Origin of the sequence: Spirosoma profusum (assembly GCF_014699005.1) — a bacterium.
Lineage (GTDB): Bacteria > Bacteroidota > Bacteroidia > Cytophagales > Spirosomataceae > Spirosoma > Spirosoma profusum.
The window spans coordinates 1-16992 of the sequence record NZ_JACWZY010000070.1; the positions used below are offsets into that span (position 1 = coordinate 1).

General features: G+C 46.9%; 19 protein-coding genes. 7 read left to right on the plus strand and 12 right to left on the minus strand.

The window, feature by feature from the left end; translation table 11 throughout:
* The first annotated feature begins 283 nt into the window (after window positions 1-283).
* A complete protein-coding gene (locus IC229_RS34420; RefSeq protein ID WP_190893481.1) occupies window positions 284-685 on the plus strand; it encodes a hypothetical protein in 402 nt (133 codons plus the stop codon).
* A 455-nt stretch (window positions 686-1140) separates the two neighbouring features.
* Here the strand turns inward: IC229_RS34420 and IC229_RS34425 are convergent, their stop codons facing one another.
* From IC229_RS34425 to IC229_RS34435, 3 genes are all read right to left on the minus strand, one after another.
* Window positions 1141-1299, minus strand: coding sequence for a hypothetical protein (locus tag IC229_RS34425; RefSeq protein ID WP_190893482.1), 159 nt, complete (start codon window positions 1297-1299; stop codon window positions 1141-1143).
* Window positions 1300-1377: 78 nt separating this feature from the next.
* Window positions 1378-1728, minus strand: a complete 351-nt coding sequence (locus IC229_RS34430; protein WP_190893484.1) for a cupin domain-containing protein — start codon at window positions 1726-1728, stop codon at window positions 1378-1380.
* Between the two features lie 62 nt (window positions 1729-1790).
* On the minus strand, window positions 1791-2249 hold the full coding sequence (locus tag IC229_RS34435) for a group II truncated hemoglobin (RefSeq protein ID WP_190893486.1): 459 nt from the start codon (window positions 2247-2249) through the stop codon (window positions 1791-1793).
* Window positions 2250-2280: 31 nt separating this feature from the next.
* Between IC229_RS34435 and IC229_RS34440 the strand changes: the two genes are divergently transcribed.
* Window positions 2281-2571, plus strand: a complete 291-nt coding sequence (locus IC229_RS34440; protein ID WP_190893488.1) for a hypothetical protein — start codon at window positions 2281-2283, stop codon at window positions 2569-2571.
* Here the strand turns inward: IC229_RS34440 and IC229_RS34445 are convergent.
* The 8 genes from IC229_RS34445 to IC229_RS34480 form a co-directional block, all read right to left on the minus strand.
* Entirely contained in the window at window positions 2540-3562 is a 1023-nt protein-coding gene (locus IC229_RS34445; protein ID WP_190893490.1) for an alpha/beta fold hydrolase, read from the minus strand. The genes IC229_RS34440 and IC229_RS34445 overlap by 32 nt on opposite strands.
* Before the next feature lie 4 nt (window positions 3563-3566).
* A complete protein-coding gene (locus IC229_RS34450; protein WP_190893492.1) occupies window positions 3567-4151 on the minus strand; it encodes a dihydrofolate reductase family protein in 585 nt (194 codons plus the stop codon).
* Window positions 4152-4321: 170 nt separating this feature from the next.
* Window positions 4322-4786, minus strand: a complete 465-nt coding sequence (locus tag IC229_RS34455; protein WP_190893494.1) for a hypothetical protein — start codon at window positions 4784-4786, stop codon at window positions 4322-4324.
* 72 nt (window positions 4787-4858) lie between these two features.
* Window positions 4859-5320 carry a putative immunity protein gene (locus tag IC229_RS34460; RefSeq protein WP_223834382.1) on the minus strand — a complete coding sequence of 154 codons (462 nt, stop codon included), beginning with the start codon at window positions 5318-5320 and terminating at the stop codon, window positions 4859-4861.
* 70 nt (window positions 5321-5390) lie between these two features.
* On the minus strand, window positions 5391-6332 hold the full coding sequence (locus IC229_RS34465) for an alpha/beta fold hydrolase (protein WP_223834383.1): 942 nt from the start codon (window positions 6330-6332) through the stop codon (window positions 5391-5393).
* Window positions 6333-6419: 87 nt separating this feature from the next.
* Window positions 6420-6983, minus strand: coding sequence for a dihydrofolate reductase family protein (locus IC229_RS34470; RefSeq protein ID WP_190893497.1), 564 nt, complete (start codon window positions 6981-6983; stop codon window positions 6420-6422).
* Between the two features lie 125 nt (window positions 6984-7108).
* Window positions 7109-7987 (minus strand): helix-turn-helix domain-containing protein, encoded by an 879-nt coding sequence (locus IC229_RS36000; RefSeq protein WP_190893499.1) that lies wholly within the window; start codon window positions 7985-7987, stop codon window positions 7109-7111.
* A gap of 552 nt (window positions 7988-8539) precedes the next feature.
* On the minus strand, window positions 8540-9034 hold the full coding sequence (locus tag IC229_RS34480; RefSeq protein ID WP_190893501.1) for a YybH family protein: 495 nt from the start codon (window positions 9032-9034) through the stop codon (window positions 8540-8542).
* Window positions 9035-9292: 258 nt separating this feature from the next.
* Here IC229_RS34480 and IC229_RS34485 point away from each other — a divergent pair, with 258 nt between their 5' ends.
* Both IC229_RS34485 and IC229_RS34490 read left to right on the plus strand, forming a co-directional pair.
* The gene (locus tag IC229_RS34485; protein ID WP_190893502.1) at window positions 9293-11308 is read left to right on the plus strand and encodes a histidine kinase; all 2016 of its coding nucleotides are present in this window, start codon (window positions 9293-9295) and stop codon (window positions 11306-11308) included.
* 15 nt (window positions 11309-11323) lie between these two features.
* A complete protein-coding gene (locus IC229_RS34490; RefSeq protein WP_223834384.1) occupies window positions 11324-12121 on the plus strand; it encodes a LytR/AlgR family response regulator transcription factor in 798 nt (265 codons plus the stop codon).
* Window positions 12122-12336: 215 nt separating this feature from the next.
* Here IC229_RS34490 and IC229_RS34495 read toward each other — a convergent pair whose 3' ends face one another.
* Window positions 12337-12486, minus strand: coding sequence for a hypothetical protein (locus IC229_RS34495; protein WP_190893504.1), 150 nt, complete (start codon window positions 12484-12486; stop codon window positions 12337-12339).
* Between the two features lie 240 nt (window positions 12487-12726).
* Here IC229_RS34495 and IC229_RS34500 point away from each other — a divergent pair, with 240 nt between their 5' ends.
* The 3 genes from IC229_RS34500 (at window position 12727) to IC229_RS35615 (ending at window position 16635) form a co-directional block, all read left to right on the plus strand.
* On the plus strand, window positions 12727-13062 hold the full coding sequence (locus IC229_RS34500; RefSeq protein ID WP_190893506.1) for a PadR family transcriptional regulator: 336 nt from the start codon (window positions 12727-12729) through the stop codon (window positions 13060-13062).
* A 3-nt stretch (window positions 13063-13065) separates the two neighbouring features.
* Complete coding sequence (locus IC229_RS34505; protein ID WP_223834385.1) at window positions 13066-15726, plus strand: permease prefix domain 2-containing transporter; 2661 nt, start codon at window positions 13066-13068, stop codon at window positions 15724-15726.
* 645 nt (window positions 15727-16371) lie between these two features.
* Window positions 16372-16635, plus strand: a complete 264-nt coding sequence (locus IC229_RS35615) for a hypothetical protein (protein WP_223834386.1) — start codon at window positions 16372-16374, stop codon at window positions 16633-16635.
* Window positions 16636-16992 lie beyond the last annotated feature (357 nt).

Genomic DNA, 16992 nt, shown 5'->3' on the forward strand with positions numbered 1-16992 from the left:
AGTCAACAGGAATCTTATTTTTACACTTCCTCAATGGCCGCTTAAGAAAAAATCTCCACTATACTATTGCAAGTCCAACCCTATGTTGTCCGTTTTCTGTTGCACACTCCCAAACCGAGCCAGGCACCTACCATGTAGGCAACACGGTTAGCCATATTACCCTATCAGACCGAAGTCATCCTGGTCAGGTCTATACCAGAGTCGCACTCTATCCAGCACTGGGTCGATTCGTAGCTCCTAATTTATCACTAGGTCTTGAACTCCCGTTTTATTATACATATCTATGACAGATAGAGCGGAGATTTACAAAACTACCTTCATCGGCTTTTCTCCTTTTGTCCGTTACTATTTAGGTAACCACGAAACGGTCAAACCCTTTGCAAGCTTATCCGCAGGTTGGCGCTACAATCAGGGTCATTTGACAAGTCGCATCGATCAAACTGACGAGGTAGATAAAGCCAGTAGCTTTATCTATGGAATAACGGCTGGTGTTGCCTTATTTCTGAATGCTGCGGTGAGTTTTAATGTGACAGCTAATTATACGGGGGCTACTCTTTTCTATTTAGACTATCCGGATACGCGCTTTCAAAGCATGAATTACGGTCGATCCGATGCCTTACGAATTGGCTTAGGTTTTCAAGTGTATTTAGGTCGAGACAAGCATATTCTCCCCTGCTCATATTAGGGGAATGTAGTAATGGTGAGTTAGTCACGATTTTACCTGATGGCTTTCCCTACTAAACCCCTGCTAGTTCATCGTCTCTTTAAACGCTCGTGGCTGTTGCACAACTCATCTGGGCCATCATAGTCGTTCAAATAAGCTGCATTCTCGTTGTTGTTCTATCGTCTTTAGGGCTTAAATTGTGCTCAATAGAAGCGGATTCTAGTGGATACCTTGCCGACTGGGAGTTGTGCAACAGCCACGCCCCAATTATGAAGCAGATATATGAATGCTGCTTCGTCTCAAGTAGGAGGGATTTGTGAGACCAAGCAACTATTGGCTACATGACCTATCAGATGCAGCCAGTAAACCCGTCGCCAGTGAAACGCCGACTCGACCGACGCATTCACGTAGCGGTCCAAACAAAAACGGCAGGCCCGCCCCAGTCCGATTAGGTCCGGTACATCGGCCAGCCAGTGCTAATCATGCAGGGCCAGCCCATCAACAGACAGGCCGCGCCCAGCAATACCGTCAACAGCCCCCGGCCATCCGCTCAGGCGCGTGGTGTGCCACCCAGCTAAGCGCAGAAACGTACCCTGTGCCACAACCACTAGTTCGATAAAGTCAGTCCCACGCATAGTCGTTTCTATGCGTCACTTAACCATCCCACCCCATCATCAACATTCATCAAAACCTGCCAGTAGCAGAAGACATAGTTAAACAACCGGATCAATTTTAACGGTTTCAAGCTGACTATGCTCAATGGTTATATTCACCGAACGTTCGCCTTTGGGCCGGGTTCGGTGGACTACGTTTCGGGGGATGGTAACGAGTTGGCCAGGCAGCAACTCGATTGTTTCGCTTTCCAGGTCAATGAGTAGTATGCCTTCCATCGCTAGAAATGTCTCATCCGAGTTGGGATGATAATGCCAGTAATAGCTTTGGGTCATCACGCTCACCTTAACCACATGATCGTTAACGGAGGCTAGCGAAAAATTAGCATAGTTGGTCGTGACAGCGTCGGTCTGTTTGCTGATATCAATCACCGGAAGTGGAAGGCCATTCATAACATAAATTGGTTTTTATACTGTTTTGCTGTCCTCAACTTGGGCAGCACACGAGTAGTGACTCACCACTGCCATTTCGGTACGTCGCGCAGCGGGTGCAACTCAGCCTCGGTGGTCGCGTTAGAATTTTGGGTGGCAACGTGCGAACCGAAATCAACGTGGGATTTCAGGGCCACTCGGAAGGATTCATCAGCAGGCAATCCTGCTTTGTCAGCAGCTTCCATAAATAAATCGACAAATCGCTGGCGTTGAGCTTCGGTAATGTGATAGCCCCGGTGTGCGTCAATGAGATGCCGGAAGCCCCCCATTTCTTTCGTGAATCGGTCGGGACCACCAAAGCTCTCGGCCGTAAAAGCGGTGAAGCGCTCTACATGACCAGGCTCCTCATGCCCAAAAAGCGGCTGAAGCAGTGAATCAACTAAACAGGCATGGTAAAATAGGTCGCTGAACCGATAGAGCGCATCCCAGCCCCCGGCGTACTCGTATAGCGTTACGTTGTTGATTTGAGCGTCTGGCTTCATGAGTACAGGTTGTATTTCTTGAACGTACGTAATGAATGTAATATATACAGAGCGTCCCGCTCCCTACACGTTTTCACTTACGTCGGCTGTAAAGGACGTAATAGCCGACAGTTTACCATCCATGAAGCGATACATATCGCAGGAGGCAATTTCGCATTACGTCCACTTTGCCGACAATCCGTTCGCTACCCACCAGCTTCCACTGGATTGTATCGCTCAGATATGGATACGTTCGCTCGAATTCGTGTTTGGAGAACGCTTCCGCAATTTGTCCATTTGTCAGGTTCATATCATTGGGCAAGGTTTTTCAACAACGCATTGAATTTGTCCGGTTCGGTGAAGGGCATATAATGACCGGATTTCTCAAAGTAGATGAGTTGTTTACGGGGAGCCTTGATTTTCTGGTAATACTCTTCGACTAAGGTATGAACGGCATTGTAATCACAACGGCCAACGACAAAGTAAACAGGCACCTTAAATTCCAGTTTGGTCGTTAAGAAATCTACCGCAATGACTTGATCCCACATCGTTTCCATGGAAAACCTACCGCCTTTGTCAATAAGCGTCCCGTTATAGTGCTTCATTACGGTTGGGTTCAGGCCGGCGAACAGCTCTTTCATGGACGTACCCTTACACAGATCACCGTTGTAGTAGCGCAACCAGGCTCGTTGCTTTTTCAGATTCACCACGGCATCCTTTCCTTTGGCCGGGTAGTGTTTCGCAATGTCCCGCAATTCACTGAGTGCTTGCTGGTTGTTCTCTTTTTGGGCATTGTCGATGGTGTACTGCACCGATAGCTGCTCATTTTTCATCCCATCCACCACCTGCCCAACACTGATAAACGCCTTGTAGTCTTCTGGATAGCTGGTTACTACTTTCACGCCCGAAATCGAGCCGCCCGAATAACCAATCAGGTATAGTTTATCCTGGATGAAAAGTTTTTTCAGAAACAGCGTTAATTCATGAACATCAAGGGCAATTTGATCGAACGTCATTGACGCTACCGGAATTGAATCATTGTACGAAAGCCCGGTTCCCCGCTGATCCCAGGTTACAACGGTATAGTCGTTTTCCAGTGGCTGGTTGTAGGTCTGCCACAGGTAAAAATCAGAAAATCCAGGACCCCCGTGTAGGATGAGCAACAGTGGTTTGGCTCGATCGTTTCCCTTGATAAATACGGTCTGATCGACGTTGCCAAGTTTGATCCGGAATAGGGTGTCAATGGGTTGCCCTACCCGTTGTGCGGCTGCGGGAACGAAAATAAACCCAAACAGTAGACCTAAAACGTACCGGTGTCCCCTGCGTTTTCTCATCAGTTCAGGCATTGTTGATCTGATATTGGTGCAGGACACCTCCCGACTTGAATGCACGGGTAGTCATCAGCGTCAAGTTCATCGGTTGGCGGAGTTGGCCGAATAACGACTGGCCCTTTCCTAGCGCTTTGGGCAGAATAATGAGTAGTAGTTCATCCACTAAACCCTGTTCGGCCAATGTAGCCAGGAGTTCGGGGCCACAAACCAGCAGTATATCCTGACCCACCTGTTTCTTGAGTTTACCCACCTGCGTTGGAATGTCGTCGTTGATCAACAGGGTGTTGTCGGGTACCTGGGTTAAGGTACGGGAGAAAACGACCCGGTTTAGCCGTCGGAACGCTTGGGCAAACTCCACTTCAACGGCTGGCACCGACGCATCGGACAAATCGAGCGTATCCCAGTACCCAATAAAGCCTTCGTAGGTCAACCGGCCAAAGACGACTGTATCGGCAGCCGCAAACAACTGATTGGCGTATCGGTGATCCTCCTGTTCCGGTGTGTCGATGGTGTTTTCGGCGGTCGTTTCATCGTTGGCTCCCCCGATTCGTCCATCCAGCGAGGTTGACATGAATAAAATGAGCTTTCTCATGGGTGATTTAAAATTGGCTGTAAAACCTTTGTGGCAGCTTGGTGCGAAGCAACCTTTATTGTACGATACAAACGTACCGCTCATGCAGCGCATCAAGCGTTTGCTAATGCGTCGTTTACAGGGGCGTTTGCGACGTTATATAGTTTAGAATAACCCAGATGACGCACCCATTACTGAACACGGGTGTATGTCTGATTCAGGTCGTTTTCCCAGGTTGTATCGTCTTTACTCAATTCGCCTTTTCCGACGATAGTATTCCCGTCGTCTGTAATAGTCAAGGTATATCGCTGCGAAAAACCGGGGGTATGACGCCACCATTTCACTACGTTGTTTTCAACCGAGACCTCGTGCTTTCTTGATACGTTCCGCTCGTCAAAATAGAGCATAAATAACTCGCCGGTTGCGTCGTCGCTACCAAAGATGGCAATACCTGCCGGGAATCCTTCTTCATCCACCTCAGCGTACCACCGCAAAAAGGCACCGCCCTCAATCCACTGGAAGGATGCTTTCCCGGACAAAACTTTGCTGGGAACGGCGGGGTGGGTGCCCATGGTGTTCCATTCGCCGATCAATTGGCCGAGTCCGTTCAGGGCAGGGTTTGGAATTTGTGCGTTATGAATACCTTGTTTTTTCATGGCTGTCGGCGGTTTCGGGTAATGGTTAGTTATCGGATTTTTGGATTTGTCACTGCTATTTTTGACGTTATATCAACAAGTGAATGCAAACCAGCAGAGGTGATTTCTTACTCGTTGGTCATCAAGAACAAGGTCGCGAATAGCATCCGGCAGTTGATCCCGCTGCCACTGACACTCTTTGTGACTCGCTTCCTCCTGTTCGTCTTTTCCAAGTGAATCTTTTACGGCTTTAATCGCGTAGGCCGCTGCCCCCAGTTCATGGGCCGCCACATGCGCCACCACTGCCGCCTGACCAGCCGCATAAGCAGCATAGCGGGCGGCTCCCTTCAGGTCTCTTGCCGCAGCCCGTGACTGAGTTATCTTGATCTCGCCCCGTACCCAGGCCCGAATCTGCTCAATCGCTACGCGAGGTCGGGAGTCTGAAGGCTTCACTGACTCAAAGAAATGTAGTACATGTTCGGCACAGTCAGCGGCCCATAACGCCAGCAAATGATGCTCAGAATCGGTTAAGGTTCTGCCCAGTCTGATGGTCATAAATCTGGAGTCTCTTTCGTTCGGTAGTATCATTGGGCGACCATTTGGGTCAGGAACGGTACGTTGCGCCTTAAAACGTAGGGGGCTCAGTCTTGAGGTCGGAATCCAGGAAATCGGTTATCATGGGTATAAGCCAACTCTGGTGTTGCATAAACATGCCTATGTGCGTGGTGCCAGGTAGAATAGCGAGCCGCGATTTGGGTAGTCCGTGAAGATCACCTTGTTTGCCGCCACCCTTGGCCCGAAACAGTTCCAGCGCATGCTCGTAGCGTACGCCGTCGGCACCGCCGATAGCCATGAATATCGGGGCTTTTATAGCCAATACATCTTTTGACCAATCATATGGCTTCAGGTCGATGCTAATAACTTTTTTCACAAATTCAGGAAAATGTGCTGGGTCATTGCCAAGACTATCGTACTGTTTTTGTATCGGAGTGCCTCTGAACTGGTCGGCGTTAAACGTAGCAAAGCTGTTCTCTGTGTCCTTCCACCATCCATCATGTTTGTAGGGCGCCGAAACGACTATCAGTCGGCGAAGCTGCTCTGGATGGCGAACGGCAAACTGAAACGCTACGCCACCACCCATGCTCCAGCCCAATACATCTGCACTGTCAATTTTCAGGTGCTCAAGCAGACCAGAGACATCGTCGGCCATGCCTTCATAGCTAATTTCACGGGCAATATCTCTTGTACGACCGTGGCCTTGCAACTCTGTTACTAGCACCTTTCGGTCTTTCGCCATCAGCGGTATGACGTGCGACCAGTTCATCGGAATGGCGAGATGAGAACCATGCAGCATTACGAGGGGTTTTCCTTTGCCGTACACCTCATAGTACATCTTTAGCCCGTTTATATCGGCAAAGCCGCTTTCTACTGGCTTAATGTTCTGATTGGTGGCCATAGTAGCTGATGCGGTTGACGCGTTCTGGCTTTCTTTTGTACTTGGCTGGCAGGACTCCATGGCGATTATACTACTAGCAACAAAGAAACAGGTCATCAGGATTGTCTTCATTTCAGACTGTTTTTAGTTTCTTAGACTTACCATTTCGTCCGACAGATTACCCTTTACCAGCGAACAGTTTTGGGATGAACTTTCTGTTTAGGGTTGGTTGGGATGATAATGAAGCAGTACGGTTCCGCAGGGAAAAGGCATCGATTTTATGAGCGTAAATAATTGAACATCGTCGTTTGGTTGAAAGAGGGTTACCCCTTTGCCCAAACGAAACGGATTCAGCAGAAAATAAAACGCATCTATCAACCCGTTTTGAATTAAAGAAGCAGCAAAAGAGGCTCCGCCATAAACCAGGATATCGTTGCCTTGTGATTTTTTGAGCTTACTTAGTTCAGTAGGCATGTCGCCACGGATTAGCGTCGTGTTTTTCCAGGGGTGTTCGGTGAGGGTATTTGAAAAGACAACTTTGGGAATTTCCGAAATTCGTTGCCCAAGCGCAACATCAGGATGGCTTGAATCGGTAGCTACTTGATCCCAGAAGGGTATTAATTCCTGGGCGGTTTTACGTCCGAGTAAAATGGTGTCCACACTATCAAGATTGTCAACACAGAATTCAATCACTTCATGGTCCCATTTGAAGTTTGTGCCGCCCCGCTCCATGTTTACGTAGTTGTCTATGGACAGGTGCATTTGAAGTTTTAGCGTTCTCATTTTCTTTTTTGATGTAGAAAACTGACTGATTACAACGTACAGGAAACCTTTCGGCTTTCGCAACTTTGGATTTTCGAGCAAATCGGTCAGCGTTTTCGGCCTGATAGCCACTACTGACATACATATTACAACGGCCCTTGCTTCCGGTACTGCGCTGGACTCCGCTGGTAGCGGTGCCGGAACGCCGTGATGAAGTATTCCAGGCTGTTGAACCCCGACGCGAAACCGATATCAGTTACAGGCAGAGCGGTGTCGCGCAGCAGCCGTTCGGCGTGGGCCAGTCGGATGCTGACTAAATAGTAGTAGGGTGTGTAACCCGTGTGCGTTTTGAATAATCTACCCAGGTGAAACGGACTCACACAGCAGTGATCTGCTAAATCCAGCAGCGACAGGTCGCGGTTGAATTCCCGATGCAGATACGCCTTTGCCTGCTCGATGGAATTTAGATGAAAGCGTTTGTACAGGGTTAGTGGCTCATTCGGGTCATGGTTTTCGATCCGCCCGACGACTTCCTGCACCAACTGTAGCACTAACTGGTCACGCCCTAACCGACTCATCTCCCCTCCCGGCTGCCAAAGCTGATAAAACAGGTAATCGATGACGGGTGTCGTTCTCAACCCCAGGGTGAGTGCATTCGGATTACCGAAAAAGGAGCTATGACGCAGTTGGTATTCATCGAGTAATTGTTCGTAGAAATCATCGGTAAAATCAATGATCGAAAAACTGCCCGTGGCCGGGTACAGTCGAAAATCATAGTTGTGGCCTTTTTCAACTACCACATAACCAGTGTGTAGTTCATAGGCTTTATTGGCTAAGTCGAATTTTATCTGACCTGAATTACTAAAGACCAGACTAAAACAATAACTGTCGCCCGTGTATGGCAATCCCGAACCCTTTGAGTCGAGCGTCCATTGTTTAAACAAGTAAAAATCAGCCTCGAAAAGTTGTCGTCTCCAGACGGGATGATCAGGGTTTGGGTCGAGGATAAGAGCGGGCTGTTCCACAACGAATCATACAGTTGTACCTACGCAAAGGAAACGTTTTTTCGCTGGGTAAACCTTAGAATTCTTGCTTTCTTCGGCAGTGGTAATTGGTAAAAATTATCTATTACGAATTAAAAGCATGATTGCTACACGTATAACTAATTCATTCTACTTGCACGTAACGATTGGCAAATACGAGCGCCCATTTCGCCCCACGAAACCTAGCTGCTGAAAAAAGAGTAGGTTCGGACCACTAATCTGAGGTTTGCCGTTCGGTTATTGATCCGAGTCTGGTTTATTGCTGTTAACCGCCACGGCCGGTCGGAATGCCAATCCCGGCCGGGCCTCACCACCGCCGGTGCTGGACCGTTTATTTTCAGGACGTATCAGACCTTTAATTCTTCTTAAATAGGAGCATCTTTGGAGATTAAGCTACTCGTAATAATAAAATCATTCTAGTTCGAAGGTTTAAGCCTACTCCTCAGTTCATAGAGTTTAGAATTGAACTTCGTCATTCCTGGCGGGCGCTGAGCCGAATCAGGAATGACGAAGTCAAGTTACACAGCCTTACCGTTATTTCACCACAATCAGTTTCCCCTCTGCATACGTTTGGGTAGTCAACGCAGCAATTTTCCATTGACCTGATTGTTTCTGCAGAACCAGGATATCACTTCCTTTAGAAGCACCACGCGGTGATGCCCAATTACTCGTTTGGCTGACCCAAGCCATATCGCCCTGCGTATGAATGCGGATATCAGAAAGGCTGTGTTTGCCTTTGAAGTCGTTCGGATCATTTTTCATGTGTCCACCGACCATGTGCGTCATGGCCTCCCATCCATGCGCTACAAGTAATTGTCCGTCAGCCGCATGAACCTGGTAAAATAGTTCGGGCGATTTAACAAAATAAGCGGCAAAACCATCCAGATCGCGTTTGCCGAAAGCATCAAATGACGTTGTTAAAACCTTTTTAATCGCGGCTTCTTCACCAGATTGCTGGGCGAACGTAACAGTTGTCGATGTTGTCAGTGAAGTAACAGCCAGGAGCATTGAAAGCAGAATCGTTTTCATTGGTTTTCGTGTTTTTGTGTTAATAGATTGAGCATTCAGGCCATCCTGAAATCGAAACGAAGGTATTGGCGCACCAGTCCCCGTGCCACTAATCCCGGATGGAGCGTCGAAAATACTGCGTAGATGACGGTGTTTCTGTGTGAATTGCTTCACTCAATAATTCGACTAATGATCAGGCAAAAGCTGCCATTCGCCCGAAAATAATAGGGTTCGTGCCGGTAATTGCCGATATTCGAAAGACTATTTATCAGCCTGTCAATGAGAGGATTTACGCTGTTGTTTGTTGGTTCACTGCTGAGTCGGCTGGCGATTGGCCAACCCATAATTCTCCATGGTCAGCCTACATCAAAGCATGAAATCAACATCCGCCAGCAAACCTGGTTTTACGAAGATCCAGCCAGCGATACACTTCAGACCTTTGCATCCGTTCGACATCAGCATTTTGTTCCCCTGTCAGAATCAGACCTTCCAAAGATCCTCGGTCATAACTATCACATCAAATCGACGCGAATTATCTGGCTCCGTTTTCAGCTTGTAAATACCCACCCTACCGATACGGTACGTCTCTGGTATGAGCAAGGTACGCACACCATTAGTACGCTATATGATTCGTCTGGCAGGTTCATAGCGCAAACGGGAATCTTCCGACGAAAATCTGATAGCTGGCCTGAGAATTTACCTATACGGGTGCTTCCCCAAAAGAGTATTACGTATTATGTCCGGCTTATCGATTACATCCGGGTTTTCTCAACAGACTCCGATCTGCTACGTACGCCGTTAGGATATGCGGAAAGAACAGTAACAGAAGCCAGTCGAACAAAATGGCTTTCAATTGCCATGGCGATGATTGTGGGTTGTTTGTTACTGATGAGCTTATATACGCTCTTTCAGTACTACCTCAATCGAGATCGCGCTTATTTATACTATGCACTTTATGCTGGCGCTGGTTTTTGCTGGATCGTAAAATTTGCCGACGGTCGGTTGGCCTTGGGTTTGGCACCCGCTGCTTTACCTCAATTATTTCACCCGGCCTGGATATCTATATCCTATTTGGTTAGTTTTTTCTACGCGCTTTTCCTGTCAAAACTATTAAACCTCCGTAGCGAGCAGCCATTGTTATGGCGGGTGGTTGTCTTGCTTATGGTCGTCTTACTTGCGCAACAGGCAATGGCCTTTATCGAATTAGTTACCGGCCCCTGGTTTTATTACAATACGTATTACCTGTACAGCGATTTACTGGGTGTGTTTGCAGGGCTAATTCTACTTGTAGCGATTTTCCGCAGTCGCAGTCCAATGAAAAAGTACTTACTGGCAGGTGGAATCAGTTTATTTATTATTGCCATCTCACCCCTTCACGGATTTATATTAGTCACCACCTTATCGGATAAAGCCAAAGAGTTTATCAACTATCCGCCTTTCTTTATGGCGCTGGGACTTGTGATTGAGCTGTTCTGTTTTGCGCTCGCGCTGGCATATCGAAGTCGTTTAGTTGAGGAGGAAAATGCGTCATTACACGCTACGTATACGCAGGAACTGGAAGACAAACTGGCACAACGTACCAAAGAAATTCAGGCGCAAAGCTACCTGCTGGAAGAGCAACGGATTCGGCAACTTGAATTGGGATTTGAGCAGAAACTGGCCGAAACCGAAATGATCGCGCTACGTGCCCAGATGAATCCGCATTTTATTTTTAACTGTCTCAATTCCATTAAATTATACGCTACCGATAACGATACCAAGAAAGCATCGGAATACCTTACCAAGTTTAGCCGATTGATTCGGCTCGTGTTGGAAAACTCTCGCTCTGAACGTATTACGTTGCAAAACGAACTGGATGCACTGCAACTTTATCTGGATATGGAAGCCATGCGATTCAAAAACAAGCTTCACTACCAGATTGACGTACAGGCATCCATTGACACCGAGTTTGTGGAAATACCACCGTTGCTACTTCAACCGTATGTCGAAAATGCCATCTGGCACGGACTGATGCAGAAGCTCGAAGGGGGCAACGTAGCAGTACGTGTAGAACAGCTTCGAGACGATTATTTGCAGATAACCATCACCGACGACGGCATTGGACGTACCAAAGCGGCTGAACTCAAAAGCAAATCGGCAACGCCCAAAAAATCGTTCGGCATGAACGTAACGAGCGAACGTATCGCACTCATCAATAAACTTTACCAAACCCAAACGCAAGTCCAGATTCACGATTTAACCGACTCCGACGGCCAACCCGCCGGAACCGAAATCGTGCTGGAGATACCGATTTAATGAGCGAAAGAGTGAATGAGTGAAAGATTGGCCGGCACTCATTCGCTCTTTCACTCATTCACTCTTTCGCTCACTGAATTATGCTCAAAGCTATTATCATCGACGACGAACCTGATTGTGTGGGCTCGCGAGTTAGCCCAGCATTGTCCGCAGATACAGCTAGTTGGTCGCTCCACGAATAGCGAAGAAGGGTTGCGGCTGATTCAGATTCTGCAACCCGACGTCGTTTTTCTGGATATTGAAATGCCGCGCATGAACGGATTTCAGTTGCTGGAAAAGATTGGCTCGCTTCCCTTCAGCCTGATTTTCGTGACAGCTTACAACGAGTTCGCCGTTAAAGCCTTCCGATTCAGCGCACTAGATTATTTACTGAAACCCATCGATACGTCGGATTTGCAGGAAGCCGTTCGAAAAGCTGAACGCCATCAACGGGTGGATAATCAGCAGTTGGATTTACTCAAAAGTCAGTTTCACAGTCAGCGTTTAGCGGAAAAGATCGCAGTTCCTTATCAGCAGGGTGTGATTTTTTTGCCTGTCGGAGAGATTATCTACTGCGAATCCGACAGCAACTACACCAAAGTTATTGCTACTCAGAACCGTCAATACCTGCTCACTCGTACGCTACGTGAGGTTCAGGAAGTATTAGAAGAACGGAATTTCCTACGTATTCACCGTCAGTACGTTATCAACCTCGATCAGATTAAGCTGTTCATGAAAGGCGAAGGTAGCTACGTTGTCATGACCAACGAAGTTAGTATTCCGGTTGCCCGCAATCAGAAAGACAAATTAGTCCAGCGGTTTGGCTGGTTATAATCTATTGATTGAAGTTGTCAGCAAAGGTGGCATTCCATTCACTTTATAACTTTCCAGTTAAATTCTTGATGATTCACAGTCTCTTTAACCGCCCATTTCTTGAAGTGCATGTATGACCGTTCCTTTGTCTCGTTTTGAGGAGCGTTTAAAGAAATACCTGTATTCCATCCACCTTTAGACAGGAATACGGGCGGGTCGGTCGCAATTAACCCATCCTACAACTGGTAGCCAAGCTGTAAGCCAATCAGGGAACTATACGCTTCTTTGATGTTGGCTAAACCAATACGCGTCGTTACTGTCGTCTGGGGTATGATCGTCCATTCATACTCCAGTGCTACATGATAGCCAAACTGTACTTGTTTCACCTGTAGGGTTCCATCCAGCTTTTAGAAGCTGGATGGAACCCTACAGGAGGCAGACAGTCTTCATGGTGATGAAATGAGGAATAGAACTTAAAATACCTGGTACCGGACAGCTTTTGTACGTTTTCGGACATATAGCTACTACTTATTAGGTTATATTCCTGAAAATAAATCAGTTATAAAATTGGCACTTTATTTGTTCAACAACTATTAAAGAAATATACCTTTTTTAGTACATTTGGTATGAGTCGAACCTATCTGGGGGAGTTTGAAGAGCTGGTCTTACTCGCCGTAGCCCTCCTGCAACAACAACCCACCGGGGCCTATGGCGTCACCATTGCCGACGAACTCCAGCAACGAACCCAGCGAACCACATCCGTAACGGGGGTGCATGTAGTCCTGTATCGCCTGGAGGAGAAAGGTCTCGTGGGCTCGGAATTAGGTGGAGCTACCCTAGCCCGGGGCGGACGGCGCAAACGCTTATTCACCCTGACAGCGGCTGGTCAGCAAGTACTGCGGGAGATGCGTCAACTACGGATGGGGTTTTGGGAGGCCTTACCCACCCCTTTCTTCTCCTAACCGATGAACGAGTCTTTCTCCGACCCAACACCTCAGCGCCCGCCCTGCTGGGCCGACCGCCTGCTCAGTTGGTTGACGCCCACTGATCTCCTGGAAGAGTTGCAGGGAGATCTGCACGAGCAATTTGCCCAGCAAGTTGACCAAGTGGGTTCCTGGCGAGCCCGCTTCAGGTATGGTCTGGAAGCGCTGAAGGTTATTCGACCTTATTACCTGCGGCGTCGAGTGGCCAGCCTGGCCAGCCGGCAAAAGGATTTCTTCCCAAAGCGACGGGCTACCACCCGTCCTTACTTTACCCCTGAACACCCCTCGCCATCTCTAATCAATCCGGATATGATTCGTAACTATTTTAAAATCGCCTGGCGCAACCTTTGGAAAAACAAACTTTTTTCATTGGTCAATATACTGAGCTTGTCACTGAGTATGGCGGTTGGCGTTATTCTGTTTACCGGCCTGAAAGCCACTTTTGATACAGACCATTTCCATCCGGAATTAAATCAATTAGTACGGATACTCACCCAGGAAACAAAGGAGGGGGAACAAACCAAATGGGCAACAGCTCCATTGCCATTGGCGACTCAACTAGACAGCGTCTCCTTTGTTGGAAAAACGGTTAAAGTACGTCTGGCCGGAAAACATAACCTGCAAACCGACAAGGGTGATGTACCGATTGACCTAAAATTTTCAGAGCCTTCTTTTTTTGATGTTTTTGGCTTCAAATTGTTGTCAGGTACTGCACAAAGCCTTGCCAATAATTCCACCACCCTTTTTTTAACAGAAAAAACAGCAGAGAAAATATTTGGCAGCACCAATGTCTTAGGACATACGGTTCAATTTGAAAATTTAGGCTATTATATCGTTGGGGGAATAATCAAGGACCCGCCTTTAGAAACACATCTGCCCATTGAGGCAATGTTATCAATTAGTTCTGCTGAACTGCTTGAAAAAAAAGGAGCAATCAGTAGTATTTCACAAGATTGGGGAGGCTTCAAGAGTTCAGCAATTTATGCCCGTTTAAAATCAGAGGATAATTTAGAGCAACTTAAGGCAACGCTCCAGAACTATAATCGGACATTAGATGAGAGCAATCTTCAATTTTTGGCACAACCCATCGAAGATATTACACCTGGAAAAATTGATATTAAAAATAACCCCAATGCGGGCGTTAGTTGGGAAGACGTAAAAACGCAGCTATTCATCATTCTATCTTTAACCCTTTTAGCTGCTTTCAATTATATCAGTTTGGCATTGGCGCGTGCGTTCTCCCGGGCGCAAGAAGTAGGTGTTCGCAAAACCATAGGCGCAACAAGAGGACAAGTTATCGGTCAATTTTTAATGGAATCGACCCTTGTTGCCCTGTTTGCTTTGTTGTTTACAGTGCCATGTGTTACTATTTTAGCCCACTATATACCCGATATGGATGATGTGACATTCTCCTGGGATATAGCCTTACTAGTATGCTTGATAACCTACGCCGTTATCACCGGCTTAGTCGCAGGAGCATTTCCGGCCTGGCTATTGTCAGCGTTTCAGCCTATACAGGTTTTGCGTAAAACGAAGACTATAAAGCTGTTCCGGGGTGTTGCTGTTTACAAAGCGTTGATTGTCGTTCAATTTTCGGTGACCATCCTATTTATGATCTTGGTGGTCATCGTAGCCGATTATGATAGAAAAAACAAGGCAATCATCCGCTCCACCGTGCCCTCCAATGTGCTGACACTGGATTTAAAAGGTGAACACTATCAAAACCTGCAAAACGAACTAAGTCAGTTAAGTCAGGTAGAAACGACGTTGGCCACTAACTGGTACTATGAGCCCATTAAAATGGGTAAAGATTCTGTAACGCTAAACGATAAAACGCTGGCAATACATTACGTAAGTATTGACCCACGAACAATTGAAACAGAAGGTATCCGCTTACTAGCTGGGCAAAATTTTCCTGAAAATATGCCCCAACGTACGGAGCAATATGTGTTGGTGAATGAAGCTGCCGCAAAATTATTGGCATCTAAATCGGAGGCCCTAGTGGGGCAAAATCTCTTGCTGGACTCGGCCTCTGTACAAGTCATAGGCATCTTACCCAATGAAATGATTGGCCAACAACGCCCTTTACTGTATCGGTATTTGCCCAATGAAATAACTACCTTGACCATAAAAATAAAGCCCGATACAGAAATGGAAGCGACCAAGGCCATTCAATCGGTATGGAAAGATCATTTTCCTCAGAAAACAGCCAATCTTTATAATTTAAAAAAGTATCGTTATTCAGGAGAAATCAGTGGAGAAATGGAAATTTTCGGAGGCTCTGCCCTGATTGTCATGCTAATCGCTGCTTTGGGCATTTTAGGTATAGCCAGTTACTCCGTAGAAACGCGCACGAAAGAACTGGGTATAAGAAAAATATTAGGAGCAAATAATATAAAATTGGTGTGGATAGTTACCAAGAATTTTGGCATTCTTATACTAATTGCCGGCCTTATTGGTGTTCCAGCTGGCTTGTTTTGTGGTGATTTACTAAGAAAAGAAATGGGCAGTTATCTTGATTTGGGTCTTATAAATATAAGCATTGCCTTTGGTTTGGTTGCTATAGTCGGGCTTCTGACTGTCCTATCCCAAACCATTCGAGCGGGGCAAATTGAACCGGTAAACGTTTTAAAAGCAGAGTAAAAAAGCTAAAACTTCATTGGCAGGTTGGGACGATGGCGAGACAATTAATTCTATTCCGCGACACCATGACGAGACTGTAACGACCGATTACCAGTGGCGAGAAGAAGAACACATGTTGCTAACAAAGTGGTTCTGCAGTGGTGCGGTGTAAGCGATAAGTGTGTATAGTCAGCTGAAAGTGTACAGCTGAGGCCAGCCATGGGTGGTGCGCCACTGCGACGCTATCGCGGGTCGGAGCAATGAAACGAGAAGAGAGCCTATTATCTTGCAGATTAGCTAAGCACTAATTCATTGACTTGTCTTGGAAAAAGTTGACCACAAACCAGTTAACTTATGGATCAACTCAATCTATCACCCGTGCAAGAGCATGAACTCATCATGCGCCAAATGGTGCAATAAATTCACTTGGGCAAACTCAACATGGACTAAGCCGCTGTCCACTTCAATATCAACCGAAAGACGGTTCGGCATTGGGTCGACAAGGTAGAGAAAGAAGGGCAAACAAACCAAGAAACAGGCTCTGAGCTACCCAACCTACCTCCTGTTCAAAACAAAACGGCCGTCCCTGGTTCCCCATCCCAGAGTGAGGATCAAAACAAAACGGCCGTCCCTGGTTCCCCATCCCAGAGTGAGGATCAAAACGAATTGCGAGCCAAGGTGCATGCCCTCGAACAAGAACTGGAAGCGGCTAAATTCAAAGCCTTGTATTATTCGACCATCGTTAAAGTAGCTGAAGAGCTAGGCGTTGATATCGAAAAAAAGCCGCCGTGGCCCGGTCCGCTACCAAGCCATCCGATTCATGCTCATGAATTATCCTACTCTGCATATTCGGCAGCTAGAAGGCTGGCTTGGTTTTTCACGACAGGCTTATTATCAGTATTGGCAGCGGCAAGCTGGCCAGGTCAATAGTGAATCCGATGTAATTGAGATGGTCAAAAAGCTGCGGAAGGATCATCCCAAAATGGGTGGGCGCAAGTTACACGATCTGCTTAAAGAGGAGATGACTAAACAAGGCATTAAGATAGGGCGAGATGTACTTTTTGAGTTGTTGGCGGCTAATGGCCTGTTAATCAGAAAACGAAGACGGCGGGTAACTACTACCTTCTCGGGTCATCGATTCAGAAAATATCCTAACCTAATCAGAACCCTAGTAGTCGACAGACCCAATCAATTGTGGGTGTCTGACATAAGTGCGCCATGAAGACGCAGTTTTTTTTGAAGACTGCGTTGGCTGATTGTTGACCGGCAGTTGTAATACTGCCCGCC